10 protein-coding genes and 1 pseudogene are annotated in these 13,751 nt (G+C 71.0%); 7 read left to right on the top strand and 4 right to left on the bottom strand.

Annotated features, from left to right (window positions below; translation table 11 throughout):
- Positions 1-136: 136 nt before the first annotated feature.
- Both BFF78_RS16375 and hutH read left to right on the top strand, forming a co-directional pair.
- Complete coding sequence (locus tag BFF78_RS16375) at positions 137-1,282, top strand: GGDEF domain-containing protein (RefSeq protein ID WP_069779044.1); 1,146 nt, start codon at positions 137-139, stop codon at positions 1,280-1,282.
- A gap of 132 nt (positions 1,283-1,414) precedes the next feature.
- Positions 1,415-2,953: a histidine ammonia-lyase gene (gene hutH, locus BFF78_RS16370; protein ID WP_069779043.1), complete on the top strand. Its 1,539-nt coding sequence runs from the start codon at positions 1,415-1,417 to the stop codon at positions 2,951-2,953.
- 58 nt (positions 2,954-3,011) lie between these two features.
- On the opposite strand, the gene BFF78_RS16365 is transcribed toward hutH, so the two are convergent.
- Together BFF78_RS16365 and BFF78_RS16360 are read right to left on the bottom strand one after the other, a co-directional pair.
- Entirely contained in the window at positions 3,012-3,776 is a 765-nt protein-coding gene (locus tag BFF78_RS16365; protein ID WP_227025851.1) for a hypothetical protein, read from the bottom strand.
- A 42-nt stretch (positions 3,777-3,818) separates the two neighbouring features.
- Complete coding sequence (locus tag BFF78_RS16360; protein WP_069779041.1) at positions 3,819-4,145, bottom strand: hypothetical protein; 327 nt, start codon at positions 4,143-4,145, stop codon at positions 3,819-3,821.
- 109 nt (positions 4,146-4,254) lie between these two features.
- Between BFF78_RS16360 and BFF78_RS16355 the strand changes: the two genes are divergently transcribed.
- The 4 genes and pseudogenes from BFF78_RS16355 to BFF78_RS16340 all read left to right on the top strand — a co-directional run bounded on the left by BFF78_RS16355 (position 4,255) and on the right by BFF78_RS16340 (position 10,430).
- Positions 4,255-4,599 (top strand): hypothetical protein, encoded by a 345-nt coding sequence (locus BFF78_RS16355; RefSeq protein WP_069779040.1) that lies wholly within the window; start codon positions 4,255-4,257, stop codon positions 4,597-4,599.
- Between the two features lie 233 nt (positions 4,600-4,832).
- Positions 4,833-6,077: a L,D-transpeptidase gene (locus tag BFF78_RS16350; RefSeq protein WP_193433474.1), complete on the top strand. Its 1,245-nt coding sequence runs from the start codon at positions 4,833-4,835 to the stop codon at positions 6,075-6,077.
- Between the two features lie 330 nt (positions 6,078-6,407).
- A pseudogene (locus tag BFF78_RS16345) lies at positions 6,408-6,874 on the top strand (ATP-binding cassette domain-containing protein).
- A gap of 313 nt (positions 6,875-7,187) precedes the next feature.
- Entirely contained in the window at positions 7,188-10,430 is a 3,243-nt protein-coding gene (locus BFF78_RS16340) for a S8 family peptidase (protein WP_069783611.1), read from the top strand.
- Positions 10,431-10,487: 57 nt separating this feature from the next.
- Here BFF78_RS16340 and BFF78_RS16335 read toward each other — a convergent pair whose 3' ends face one another.
- Positions 10,488-11,423 (bottom strand): MmyB family transcriptional regulator, encoded by a 936-nt coding sequence (locus tag BFF78_RS16335; protein WP_069779039.1) that lies wholly within the window; start codon positions 11,421-11,423, stop codon positions 10,488-10,490.
- A gap of 170 nt (positions 11,424-11,593) precedes the next feature.
- On the opposite strand from BFF78_RS16335, the gene BFF78_RS16330 reads away from it, so the two are divergent.
- Positions 11,594-12,637, top strand: coding sequence for an NAD(P)-dependent alcohol dehydrogenase (locus tag BFF78_RS16330; protein WP_069779038.1), 1,044 nt, complete (start codon positions 11,594-11,596; stop codon positions 12,635-12,637).
- 245 nt (positions 12,638-12,882) lie between these two features.
- Here BFF78_RS16330 and BFF78_RS16325 read toward each other — a convergent pair whose 3' ends face one another.
- Positions 12,883-13,617, bottom strand: a complete 735-nt coding sequence (locus BFF78_RS16325) for a type 1 glutamine amidotransferase family protein (protein ID WP_069779037.1) — start codon at positions 13,615-13,617, stop codon at positions 12,883-12,885.
- Between the last annotated feature and the right edge of the window lie 134 nt (positions 13,618-13,751).

Raw genomic sequence — 13,751 nt, 5'->3', positions numbered from 1 at the left:
GGCCTGTGCCCCGAAGGCGCGCGGAGCGCGCACTCGCACCCGGCAACGGCCCGCAGCCCCGGGCCGGTGGCCGCACACCCCACCTGATCGCGCCGCCAATGTCCCGAATCCCGCAATTCATCCCTAACCTGGAGTAATGGGCGAGGACAGGCGGCTGGCCGCAGTCGTGGCGCTGGCGCAGGGCATGGCGGCAGCCCACACCCCGCGGGGCACCTGGCGGGCCGCCGCGCTCGGCGCCTGCCGGGCGCTGGACGGCAGCTTCGCCGCGCTGTCGGTGTGGGAGCGCGAGCTCGGGCGGCTGCGGGTCCTTGTGAACGTGGGGGACAGGCGCCCGGACGAGGAGGAGTTCCCCGAGTCCGAGGCCTATCCGGTGCACCAGTTCCCGGAGATCACCGAGTTCCTGCACGAGCGGTGGGCCGGCGGGGGCGGGCCCAACGCCTGGGTGGAGACCGCCGAGGGGACCGCCGCCGGCACCCCGGGCTATTTCCACCAGCGGGTCGCCGCCCTGCGCCGCCGGGGCCGGGGCTGCTGTGTCGTCGCGCCGGTCGTGCTGCACGGCAGGGCCTGGGGCGAGTTGTACGTCGCCCGGGCCGTCAGGGCCCCCGTGTTCGCCCGAGCCGACGCCGACTTCGCCACCGTGCTGGCCGCCGTCGTCGCCGCGGGCCTCGCGCAGACCGAGCGGCTGGAGGAGGCCCGCCGGCTCGCGTACACCGACGCCCTCACCGGACTCGCCAACCGCCGTGCCGTGGACGTACGTCTGGAGGAGGCCGTCGAGCGGCACCGCAGGGACGGCCTGGTCGTCAGCCTCGTCGTGTGCGATCTCAACGGGCTGAAGCGGGTCAACGACACCCTCGGGCACGCCGTCGGCGACCGGCTGCTGGAGCGCTTCGGCTCGGTGCTGTCGCTGTGCGGCGCGATGGTGCCGGGCGCGCTGGTCGCGCGGCTCGGCGGGGACGAGTTCTGTCTGCTGGCCGCCGGTCCGCCCGCCGACGACGTCGTCAAGTCCGCCGACGAACTCTGCCGCCGGGCAGGGGAGTTGGAGCTGGGGGAAGGCGTGGCGTGCGGGGTCGCCTCGACCGAGGACCCGATCGGGGAGGTGCACGACGCCCGGCGGCTGTTCCGGCTCGCCGACGCCGCCCAGTACCGGGCCAAGGCGCTGCACGCGGACCGGCCGGTGGTGGCGGGCCGGGAGGGGCCGGAGGATCCGGTCGTACGGCTGGCCGACGAGCCGCCGCATCTGGCCCCTGCCGAGCGGCGCCGGTTCCGCGGGCGCCGGCCGTGAGCGAAGCCGTATGTGCCGCAGCCGTATGCGGCGCAGTCGTATGAGGCGAAGCCCACACGGATCGGTAAGGGGCACTCCCGTTCCCCACTAGTGACATCTCTGCATTCAGTGCGTACGCTCCTGAATATGGATATGCACACTGTGGTGGTGGGGACGTCCGGTGTCACGGCGTCCGACGTTCTCGCCGTGGCGCGCGGCGGCGCCCGCATCGAGCTGTCGGCGGAGGCGGTGGCGGCCCTCGCGGCGGCCCGCGAGATCGTGGACGCGCTGGCGGCCAAGCCGGAACCGGTCTACGGCGTCTCGACCGGCTTCGGCGCCCTGGCGACCCGGCACATCAGCCAGGAACTGCGCGCCCAGCTGCAGCGCAACATCGTCCGCTCGCACGCCGCCGGCATGGGGCCGCGGGTGGAGCGGGAGGTCGTACGGGCCCTGATGTTCCTGCGGCTGAAGACCGTCTGCTCGGGACACACGGGCGTGCGGCCCGAGGTCGCGCAGACCATGGCCGACGTGCTGAACGCCGGGATCACCCCGGTCGTGCACGAGTACGGCTCCCTCGGCTGCTCCGGCGACCTCGCGCCGCTGTCCCACTGTGCCCTGACCCTCATGGGCGAGGGGGACGCGGAAGGACCCGACGGGGTCGTCCGGCCCGCCGGTGAACTGCTCGCCGCGCACGGCATCAAGCCGGTCGAGCTGCGCGAGAAGGAGGGCCTCGCCCTCCTCAACGGCACCGACGGCATGCTCGGCATGCTGATCATGGCCCTCGCCGACCTCGACGCCCTCTACAAGTCCGCCGACATCACCGCCGCCCTCAGCCTGGAGGCGCTGCTCGGCACGGACAAGGTGCTCGCGCCCGAGCTGCATGCCATCCGCCCGCATCCGGGGCAGATCGCCTCCGCCGCCAACATGCTCGCCGTGCTGAAAGGTTCCGGCCTGACCGGGCACCACCAGGACGACGCCCCCCGCGTCCAGGACGCCTACTCGGTGCGCTGCGCCCCGCAGGTCGCCGGCGCCGGCCGGGACACCGTCGCGCACGCCCGCCTGGTCGCCGAGCGCGAACTGGCCTCCGCCGTCGACAACCCGGTCGTGCTGCCCGACGGCCGCGTGGAGTCCAACGGCAACTTCCACGGCGCTCCGGTCGCCTACGTCCTGGACTTCCTCGCCGTCGCCGCCGCCGACCTCGGCTCCATCGCCGAACGCCGCACCGACCGGCTGCTGGACAAGAACCGCAGCCACGGGCTGCCGCCGTTCCTCGCCGACGACGCGGGTGTCGACTCCGGCCTGATGATCGCCCAGTACACGCAGGCCGCCCTGGTCAGCGAGATGAAGCGGCTCGCCGTACCCGCGTCCGCGGACTCCATCCCGTCCTCCGCCATGCAGGAGGACCATGTGTCCATGGGCTGGTCGGCCGCGCGCAAGCTGCGCACCGCCGTCGGCAACCTCACCCGGATCATCGCCATCGAACTGTACGCCGCCACCCGCGCCATAGAGCTGCGCGAGGGCCTCACCCCGGCGCCGGCCTCCCAGGCCGTCATCGAGGCCGCGCGCGCCGCCGGTGTGCGGGGCGCGGGCCCGGACCGGTTCCTGGCGCCCGACCTGGCCGCCGCCGACGCGTTCGTGCGCGAGGGCCACCTCCTCGCCGCGGCGGAGTCGGTCACCGGCCCGCTGCGGTAAGGCACCGAAAGCACGGAGAAGGGGGCCCGGTCGCCGTACCGGGCCCCCTTTCGTCATGTCACTTCAGCTTGGCCTGCTGGGCCTTGACGACCTGCGGCGAGACCGCGTACGTCTTCTTGTCCATCATCGCGCCCAGGTTCGTCGTGAAGTAGACCGCCAGGGTGCTCCCGGCCCGGACGACCTCGGCGTGGACGGGCGCCGGGTCCCCGTCGCCGGTGTTCGTGGTCGCGGCGAACGCCACCAACCCGTCCCCCCGGGCCGTGGCCTGCTCCTCGGCGACCTCGGTGAACCTCATCTTCGTGCCCGCCTGTACCGCGGAGAAGCCGTTCGTGCAGGCGGGCACGGCGGTGCGGACCGACTCCAGGGCCTTGTGGGCGCCGTCGCCGTCGTACGAGGCCAGGGTGACCGTGGTGACGTCCCGGTCCAGGGACTTGTGCATCGCCTCCGCGAACTTCCCCTTGGCGAGGTCGTCCAGGGAGGTCGGCTTGTCCGAGGGGGCCTTCTTCTGGTTCTCCATGGCCATACGGTCGGTCCTGGCCGCCGCGTCGAGCGGCGGGAGCCCGCTCATCACGCGGGCCAGCGGCCGGCACGCCGCGCTGTCGGTCGTGATCGGCTTGGCACGGCCGGCCGGCACCGGTGCCACCTTGAACCCGGGCACCTCGCCCTCGGCGATGATCAGCTTCTTCAACTCCGCGGCGCTCGGCGCCTTCACGGCCGCGGCCGAGCCCTTCGCATCCCCGTCGGAGCAGCCCGTGACAAGGGCGAGCGACAGCACACCCACCACCGTGGTGGCGTACAGCCGCACGCCCGATGATCTCTTCATGGGCGCACTATGTGCGGGCCGTCAAAGGCTCGTCAAGGGAAATTAAAAGCCCATGCGTTCGCGGCGCACCGAATAGACCACGAACCCGGCGCCCACACCGAGGAAGAGGGTGCCGCCGACCACGTACGGCGTGGTGTCCAGGCTTCCGGTGTCGGCGAGTTCGGTGTCCTCCGCGGCTTCCCGCGCGGTCTCCGCGGTCGCCTGGGACACCGCCCTGGCCTGCTCGGTGACCTGCGTCGTCGAGGACTGTGCCGAACTCGCTCTCGCCGTGGAGTCCTGCGACGCGTTCGCGGACGGGACGAACCACAGTGCACACAGCAAGGTGGCCGCGGCGGTGGCGGTCAGCAGCGGACGGCGAGCGGATGACACGGAATATCGATCCCCTTGTGACGCTGGCGAATTGGCCGTGGGAAGCGATGTTAGTGAAAGGCGCGGGTCACAGGAAAGTCACAGGAGGTTTCGGCCGTACGCTCGCGCCATGAGCGCTGAAGAGACATCACGTTTTGTACGGCTTCGGGTGGAGCTGGTCCTCGAGGTGCACAACGAGGACGAGGTGACCAAGGCCGCGCTGCGCCGGCTCGCGCGGGACCCGGAGGTGCCGCAGGCGGAGCGGGCCCAGGCCGAGGCCGCTGTGACGGAAGACACCGCGGAGGCCCTCGCCTACCTCGTGGACCCGTTCGACCTGGTCAGCGAGGTGCCCGGGGTGGAGCTGCAGCAGGCGTCCTGGTCGAGTGAGCGGATCGACTACGACCCGGACTCGCCGGACTGGGACCTGGATGAGGATGATGGGGAGGACGACGAAGAAGAGGACGGCACAGGCTGAGCGTCCCGGGACAGGCCTTCGGCCCCGGACGGCAACCGCCGTCCGGGGTTTCGTCGTCTCCAGGGAACGCACGGACCGATTCCCGCACCTCCGGCACCAGCCGTGCCCGGTGGACGTGGCGTGCCCCACAGATCCACGGGATGGGGAACGGGGCGACACGGCCGTAGCGTTGAACGTTCTTGACGGGGAACTCTGGGGTTTTCGGCGACTCGGCAGCGATGGAGAAGCGTGTGATGACGGACAGTAAGCGGCGCAAGGGCCTGATGGCCGCGTCCGCTCTGCTCGGCGGTGTCCTGGCCCTCACGGGCTGTTCCGGCGGCGGCAACACCAAGTCCTCCGACAAGGGCGAATCCTCACAGGCCCAGGCCGACGCGGCGGCGGCGAAGAAGTCCTCCGAGGCGCAGATCACGATCACGCCGAAGGACGGCTCCGACAACGCGTCGATCAACAACTCCGCCGTCACGGTCAGCAAGGGCACGCTCACCGGCGTCACGATGACCACCCAGGACGGCAAGGCCGTCGCCGGTCAGCTCTCCGCCGACAGGACGAGCTGGAAGCCCAGCGCCCAGCTGGACCGCTCCACCACGTACAAGGTCGCCGCGGAGGCCAAGGACTCCAAGGGCCGTATAGCCCACGAGAACGCCTCGTTCACCACGGTCTCCCCGGCCAACAGCTTCATCGGCACCTTCACCCCGGAGGACGGCTCCACGGTCGGTGTCGGCATGCCCGTCTCGGTCAACTTCGACAAGGCGATCACCAACAAGGCGGCCGTGCAGAAGGGCATCACGGTCACCTCCACCAGCGGCCAGGAGGTCGCCTGCCACTGGTTCAACGCCAACCGGATGGACTGCCGCCCGGAGCAGTACTGGAAGGAGGGCGCCACCGTCACGGTGAAGCTGGCGCTCGACGGCGTCGAGGGCGCCCCCGGCGTCCACGGCGTCCAGCAGAAGACGGTCACCTTCCACATCGGCCGCAACCAGGTCTCGTACGTCGACGCGAAGACCAAGCAGATGAAGGTCACGCAGGACGGCAAGGTCGTCAAGACCATCCCGATCTCCGCCGGTGCCCCCGACCACACCACGTACCAGGGCCAGATGGTGATCTCCGAGAAGTTCACCCAGACCCGGATGAACGGCGCGACGGTCGGCTTCAAGGACTCCGACGGCAAGGGCGAGTACGACATCAAGGACGTGCCGCACGCCATGCGCCTGACCACCTCCGGCACCTTCATCCACGGCAACTACTGGGGCGCGCCGTCCGTCTTCGGCAACGTCAACACCAGCCACGGCTGTGTCGGCCTGCAGGACGTCAAGGGCGCCGGCGACTCGAGCACCCCGGCCGCCTGGTTCTACAGCCACTCCCTGGTCGGTGACGTGGTGGTCGTCCAGAACACCGGCGACAGGACGGTCTCGCCGGACAACGGCCTCAACGGCTGGAACATGGACTGGGCCCAGTGGAAGGCCGGTTCGGCCGTCTGACGGCTCCGTCCACAGCGTCCCGGTGCCGCCCTTCGAGGGCGGCACCGGCGTTTTCAGGCCCTTCACGGGCCGCGCCGCCACCTTCTCATCCACCTCTTATGCCCGCCTTAGGGTGCCGTCACGGTCCGACGGCCCCGCTTCCGGTTCGACGCGCGCGGAAATGACGACAAGTCGACCCAGAGCAGCGACCGGGTCATGGTGCAGGGCTTCACCACCCTGTCCTCCTCGACCGTCGGCAAGGTCGCCGGCCAGCAGGGCGTCTCGACCGCCGTCGGCGGGCTCAGCCTCAACGTGTTCAAGGTCAGCGGCCGGTTCACGCGCGGCCAGTTCCTGCAGAGCGGGGGTGAGGGCGGATTCCGGCGGGACACCGTCCACGCCCTCGACGGAGTCGACCTCACCATCGGCGACGGAGACAGACTCGTCATCCAGGGCCCCACCGGTGGCGGAAAGTCCACCCTCCTGCAGATGCTCGGCGGCCTGGACCGCCCCACCACCGGCGAAGTCGTCCTGGATGGCATCGACCTGGCCAGGCTCAGTGAGGAGAACGTGGAGACGGCCCTCGTCCCCCTCGGTATCAAGGTCAAGGAACGCCGCGAACTCGCGGCCGACGCGCTGAAGTCCGTCGGCCTCGGTGAACGCCTCGGTCATCTCCCCGGCGAAATGTCCGGCGGGCAGCAGCAGAACACGGGCTGACCTTCATCATGGTCACCCACGACTCCGTGATCGCCAAGAAGGCCCCGCGCGTCGCCACCATCCGCAAGGGAAAGATCACGGTAAGGGAGAGCGCCGGCGCCTGAGGGCACACCACACCGCATACAACACCGCTTGCCCACACGTCACTTCGCGGTTCTGTAACGGTGTCCCGCCCACGGGGTAACAGTTTTCCGTCGCTTTTTCTTACCCTCCTCTCGTCTATTGAGTCGTCTGATCGCCCCCCGGCATACTGCGAGACCCGGGGGGTGGCGTGCGTGTGTACGAGACCGCCCCTGGCCGGGTGAACGGGGAATTCGCCCGGTACTCCATCTCCAGGGGGAGAACTTGCGCAGACAAGTGAAAAGCGCGGCCGCGGCCAGTGTGGCCACGGCCGCGGCCGTCGCCCTCGCAGCGGGTATGACCAGCCCGGCGTCGGCGAAGCCCACGGCGAGCATCCCGGCCGCCGCCTCCGCGCTCACCGCGAAGACCCATGTCACGCTCATCACCGGTGACCGCGTCGCCCTCGACGCCAAGGGCCGGATCGTCGGCCTCCAGCGGGCCAAGGGCCGCGAGCACGTACCCTTCCAGGTCCGCAAGACCGAGGGCCACACGCTGGTCATCCCGGTCGACGCGGCCCCTCTGGTGGCCTCCGGCAAGCTGGACCAGCGCCTGTTCGACATCACCGAGCTGAACAAGGCCGCCACCCGCCGGTCCCAGAGGGACGGCCTGAAGGTCATCGTCGGCTACAGCGGCTCCGCCGCTTCCGCCAAGGCGGACGTCCGGGACGTGGCCCATGTGCGCCGCAGCCTGAGCGTCCTCGACGCCGACGCCGTGCAGACGCCGGTCAAGGACACCGCCGGGCTGTGGCACGCCGTCACCAAGGACGGCCAGGCCGCCGCCGGCATCGCGCACGTCTGGCTCGACGGGGTCCGCAAGGCCTCCCTCGACAAGTCCGTGCCGCAGATCGGTGCCCCGGTAGCCTGGAAGGCCGGCTACACCGGCAAGGGCGTGAAGGTCGCCGTCCTGGACACCGGTGTGGACGCCAGCCACCCGGACCTCAAGGACCAGGTGATCGCGGCCAGGAACTTCTCCGGCGCCGCCGACGCCACCGACCACTACGGGCACGGCACCCACGTCGCCTCCATCGTGGCGGGCACCGGCGCCGCATCGGGCGGCAAGTACAAGGGTGTCGCCCCGGACGCCGAGATCCTCAACGGCAAGGTCCTGGACGACACCGGCTCCGGTGACGACTCCGGCATCCTCGCCGGCATGGAGTGGGCGGCCGCACAGGGCGCCTCCGTGGTCAACCTCAGCCTCGGCGGCGCCGACAGCCCCGGCATCGACCCGCTCGAGGCCGAGGTCGACAAGCTCTCCGCCGCCAAGGGCATCCTGTTCGCGATCGCCGCGGGCAACGACGGCCCCCAGTCGATCGGTTCGCCGGGCAGCGCGGACGCCGCGCTCACCGTCGGCGCCGTCGACAAGAAGGACAGGCTCGCCGACTTCTCCTCCACCGGCCCGCGCCTCGGCGACTACGCCATCAAGCCGGACGTCACCGCGCCCGGTGTGGACATCACCGCCGCCGCGGCCAAGGGCAGCGTCATCGACAAGGAGGTCGGCGAGAAGCCCGAGGGCTACCTGACCATCTCCGGTACCTCGATGGCCACCCCGCATGTCGCGGGCGCCGCCGCGATCCTGAAGCAGGAGCACCCCGACTGGGGCTACGCCGAGCTGAAGGGCGCGCTCACCGGTTCGGCCAAGGGCGGCAACTACACGCCGTACCAGCAGGGTTCGGGCCGTATCGCGGTGGACAAGGCCATCAGGCAGTCCGTGATCGCCGACCCGGTCTCGGTGAACTTCGGTATGCAGCAGTGGCCGCACACCGACGACAAGCCGGTCACCAAGAAGGTGACGTACCGCAACCTCGCCGACAAGGACGTCACGCTCAGCCTGAGCAGCACCGCCCTCGACCCCAAGGGCCACGCGGCCCCGGCGGGCTTCTTCAAGCTGGGCGCGGCCAAGCTGACCGTCCCGGCGCACGGCAAGGCCTCCGTCGGCCTCACCGCCGACACCAAGCTGGGCGGCACCCTCGACGGCGCCTACTCCGCGTACGTCACGGCGACCGCCGACGGCCAGACGGTCCGCACGGCCGCCGCGGTGCAGCGCGAGGTGGAGTCGTACGACATCACGCTGAAGGTCATCGGCCGTGACGGCAAGCCGGCCAAGAACTACAACGCCGACCTCAGCGGCCTCTCCGGTCTGGCCAACGGCACCGAGCTGAGCCCGTACGACCCGTCCGGCACGGTGAAGGCGCGCGTGCCCAAGGGCACGTACATCCTCAACTCCTCCGTGAGCGTGGACCCGGACGACGCGGGCAAGGGCCTCGACTGGATCGCCCAGCCCAAGCTGACCGTCGCCGGGAGGCAGACGGTCACGATCGACGCACGCAAGGCCAAGCCGGTGGACATCACCGTCCCGGCCCCGGGCGTGACGTCCCAGTTCGCCTCGCCGGGGTACTCCCTCACCGTCGGAGGCAACGAGTACGGCTACAGCTGGTTCCTGGACTCGTACAAGAACTTCCGCACGGCCCACCTGGGGCCGCGGCTGCCCGTCGGCCGGCTGTTCCAGCAGTGGGACGGCCACTGGACCAAGGGCGGCAGCGAGGAGTACGACGTCACCGCCGGCGGCCCGGTCAGGCAGCTCGCCACCGGCTACACCAGGCACTGGAAGGCGAGCGAGCTGGCCACCGTCAAGGCCCGGCTGGGTGCCGCCGCGAGCGGCAAGACCGGCTCGGTCAGTGCCGCCGGCTGGCTGCCCGGCAGCGTCGGCGCCTCCTCGATCGACATTCCGCAGAAGCTGCCCGGCACCCGCACCGTGCACGTGTCCACCGTCGGCGGGGTCCTCTGGGACCTGCAGTTCACCCAGTACGGCGGGCGCGACCAGGACGGCTTCCCGACCGCCGACGCCGGGTACTCGCTCGGCGAGTCCACCTTCAAGGCCGGCAGGACCTACACCAAGACGGTCAACACCGCGGTCTTCGGACCGCACGTCAACAAGGACTTCGGCCTGTACCGCACCGGCGACGACATCTACGGTTCGCTGCCGCTGTTCGCCGACTCCGCTGAGCACGCCGGATCCTCGGAGTTCGCCTCGGTGAACACGACCCTGTACCGCGACGGCACGAAGATCGGCACCAACGAGGACCCGCTGTTCGGCGAGGCCACCTTCAAGGTTCCGGCCGGTGACGCCGCGTACAAGCTGACCACCTCGGTCAAGCGCTCGGCGAAGGTGGCCGAGGCCTCCTCGCGGATCGACGCGGCCTGGACCTTCCGCTCCAGGAACGTCGCGGGCGCCCCGGTCCAGCTGCCCGCCTCCGTCCTGCACTACGGCCTCACCACCGGCCTGGACAGCCGGGTCGCGGCCGGCCGGACGGTCACCTTCCCGGTCACCGTCGAGGGCGCGGCAGCGGGCGGCAACCTGAAGTCGCTGGCCGTGTACGTCTCCTACGACGGCAAGACCTTCCAGAAGGTCCCCGTCCGAAACGGCAGGATCACCGTCAGGAACCCGGCGAAGGGCACGTCCGTCTCCTTCCGCTGCCAGATCACCGACAAGAAGGGCAACACGTCCGAGATCACCATCTACGACGCGTACTTCGGCAAGTAGACGGTCCGCAGCCGAGGGGCACACCGGCCACCGGGCGTGCCCCTCACTGTGCCCTCGCTAGAGTGCCGGCCCCGCACTCCCCGTCGCCGTGCGCGTCGCGTCCGTGCCCCAACTCGCCAGCAGGCGCAGGGAGTCGGCGGACGGGGAGTTCGGTTCGGCGTGGTAGGTGAGCAGGGACTGGTCACTGTCGTCCGTCAGGCGGAACGACTCGTAGTGCAGGGACAGGTCGCCCACCAGCGGGTGGTGCAGGCGCTTGACGCCGTGGTTCTTCTCCTTGACGTCGTGCGTGGCCCACAGCCGGCGGAACTCCTCGCTCTTGACCGAGAGTTCACCGACGAGTGCCGACAGACGGGGGTCGTCCGGGTAGCAGCCGGCGTCCATGCGCAGGGCGCAGACGATGTCGATCGCCTTCTGCTCCCAGTCGAGGAACAGCTCCCGGTACTCCGGGCGCAGGAACACCAGCCGGGCCCAGTTGCGCTCGGCCGCCGGCAGTTCCGCCCAGTCTCCGAAGAGGGCCGCCGCCATCCGGTTCCAGGCCAGGATCTCCGAGCGGCGCCCGACGACGTACGCCGGTACGCCGTCCATCGTGTCCAGCAGCTGCCGCAGCGCGAGCCGGACCTGCTGCTGCCGCGCCGCCGGCTTCTTCTTGTGCGACTTCGGCTTGGCCAGATGGGTCAGATGCGCGTGCTCGGCGTCCGACAGCCTGAGCGCCCGGGCGATCGAGTCCAGGACCTCCGCCGAGACGTTCCGCCCGTTGCCCTGTTCGAGGCGGGTGTAGTACGCCACCGACACCCCGGCCAGCTGCGCCAGCTCCTCGCGGCGCAGCCCCGGCACCCGCCGGTGCCGTCCGAAGTCCGGCAGTCCCACGTCCTCCGGCTTCAGCCGGGCCCGCCGGCTGCGCAGGAACTCGCTCAGTTCGGCCCGCCGGTCCAGTGAGTGGCCCACGGCCGCCCCGGCCTGCGGCTGTCCGTCCTGTCCGTCCCTGCGCTCCATACGTCCAGTATTCCTGGTCGTACGTACAGCAGCCTGACCCCGCCAGTAGTAGGCACAGCAGTCGTACGCAAAGCCGTGACCTGGGAGATCCCCGGGGCATACGGCAGGCTGGTCCTCGTGCCCGGCGGAAGGCAGCCGGGCACGAGGACCCCCGCTAGGAGAACCCCGGCATGACCACTGTTGCTGCCTACGCCGCGCCCGCACCGAAGGCTCCGCTGGAGCGGACGACCATCGAGCGGCGCGCGGTCGGCGAGTACGACGTCCTGATCGACATCAAGTTCGCCGGTATCTGCCACTCCGACATCCACCAGGCCACGGACGGCTGGCGCCCCGGCATCTTCCCGATGGTTCCCGGCCACGAGATCGCGGGTGTCGTCGCCGAGGTCGGCCCCGGTGTGACGCGGTTCGCCGTCGGCGACCGGGTGGGCGTCGGCTGCATGGTCGACTCCTGCCGCGAGTGCGAGAACTGCACGGCGGGCCTGGAGCAGTACTGCACGGGCGGCGGCCCGACCTGGACGTACAACGACACCGGCAAGGACGGCCGGCCCACCTACGGCGGCTACGCGCAGGAGATCGTCGTCGACGAGAACTACGTCGTCCGGATCCCCGACGGCCTCTCCCTGGACGTGGCCGCCCCGCTGCTCTGCGCCGGCATCACCACCTACTCGCCGCTCAAGCACTGGAACGCCGGCCCCGGCAAGAAGGTCGCCGTCGTCGGGCTCGGCGGCCTCGGCCACGTGGGCGTGAAGATCGCGCACGCGCTCGGCGCGGAGGTCACCGTGCTCTCCCAGTCGCTGCGCAAGAAGGACGACGGCCTGAAGCTGGGCGCCGACCACTACTACGCCACCGGCGACCCGAACACCTTCGAGGAACTGGCGGGCACCTTCGACCTGATCCTCAACACCGTCTCGGCCCCGCTGGACTTCGCCGCCTACCTGTCCCTGCTGCGCACCGACGGCACCATGGTCAACGTGGGCCTGCCCGAGGAGCCGGTGCAGATCGTCCTGCAGTCCCTGTCCGGCAACCGCCGCAGCCTGAGCAGCTCCGGCATCGGCGGCATCGCCGAAACCCAGGAGATGCTGGACTTCTGCGCCGAGCACCGCCTGGGCGCCGAGATCGAGCTGATCAGCGCCACCGAGATCAACGAGGCGTACGAGCGGGTGCTGTCGAGCGACGTGCGCTATCGGTTCGTGATCGACACGGCGACCATCTGATACGGGGGACGGGGGGACGGGTGGTCGGCCGGCGGGGTGACTGATCGGCTGGTCGGCCGGCTGGGTGGCCGTGGCTGCGGGCGCCGGTTGCCCCGGCTGCGCCGAGCCGGGTGGGTGCCGGTGCCGGTCGTCGTCGGCCGTGGCCGGCCAGCCGGTCGGCCCGCCTCGGGAGCCGTGTTCCGGCAGCCACAGCGGGTACGGCCCGACGGCCAGCGCGGTGAGCGCGCCTACGGGTGCCTCGGCCCCTACTCGACGTCGAACCCCCCTCCGGCGCCGTAGGACCGCACGCGCACACCCCCGTCCCCGTCCGGCCGTACGACATGGGCGCGCCCCAGCCCCGCCACCCGGACCTGGCCGGACGCCACCTCGAGCAGGGTGTTCTCGTCCACGGCGACCCCGTACGGCGCCGCGCCCCGCCCGACCGCGGCGACCAGCCGTGCGAGCGTCCCCCACTGGGCGGCGTGGACGTCCACCGCGAACGGCACCAGCCCCAGCCCCGCCCGTACCTCGACCTCCGCCAGGTCCTCCCCGGTCTCCTCCGGGCACACGGGCACCCCGTCCACCAGCCATCCGCCCACCACGGCCCGCCGCGCGGCCACGGCGGCACCCGCGGAGAAGCCCGCGTACGGCATCCCGCGCCCGGCGAGCAGCGCCGGCAGTCGCTCCAGACAGCCGGCGAGGGCGTCCTGGTAGGCGGGCGTCAGCCCACCGCACACCAGCAGTCCGTCGGTCCCCTCCAGCGCCTCCTCCGGCGCGAACCGGGCGCCGAGCGGCACGAGCAGCGGCACGGGCGTACACGGCCCCGCCTTACGCAGCACCTCGGCATAGCGCTCGAACTGCGCCGGGCCGTCCCCCTCGTCGACGATCAGGCACCCGATGCGCCGGTCCCCTCCGACGGCGCGGACGAACGGCTCGTACACCTCGGCCGTGTCCCAGCCGCCACCGATCAGGAACGTGCTCAACTCGTCCCTCCCCTTCATGCGTCCCCCTTGTCTTCGTCATGTCCGGCGAGGGGCGAATGTACGGGGCCGGGGCGCGGGCGTCGCCGGAATTAACCGGGGTGCCGGGGCGGCCGGAAGCGTTCCGGAAGCGGGTGGTGGCTGTCGGCGGAAGC

The sequence above is a fragment of the Streptomyces fodineus genome, assembly GCF_001735805.1.
In the GTDB taxonomy this organism is placed as follows: Bacteria; Actinomycetota; Actinomycetes; order Streptomycetales; family Streptomycetaceae; genus Streptomyces; species Streptomyces fodineus.
The sequence above is the reverse complement of the archived record's forward strand: the minus strand, read 5'-3'. Positions and strand labels throughout refer to the sequence as shown.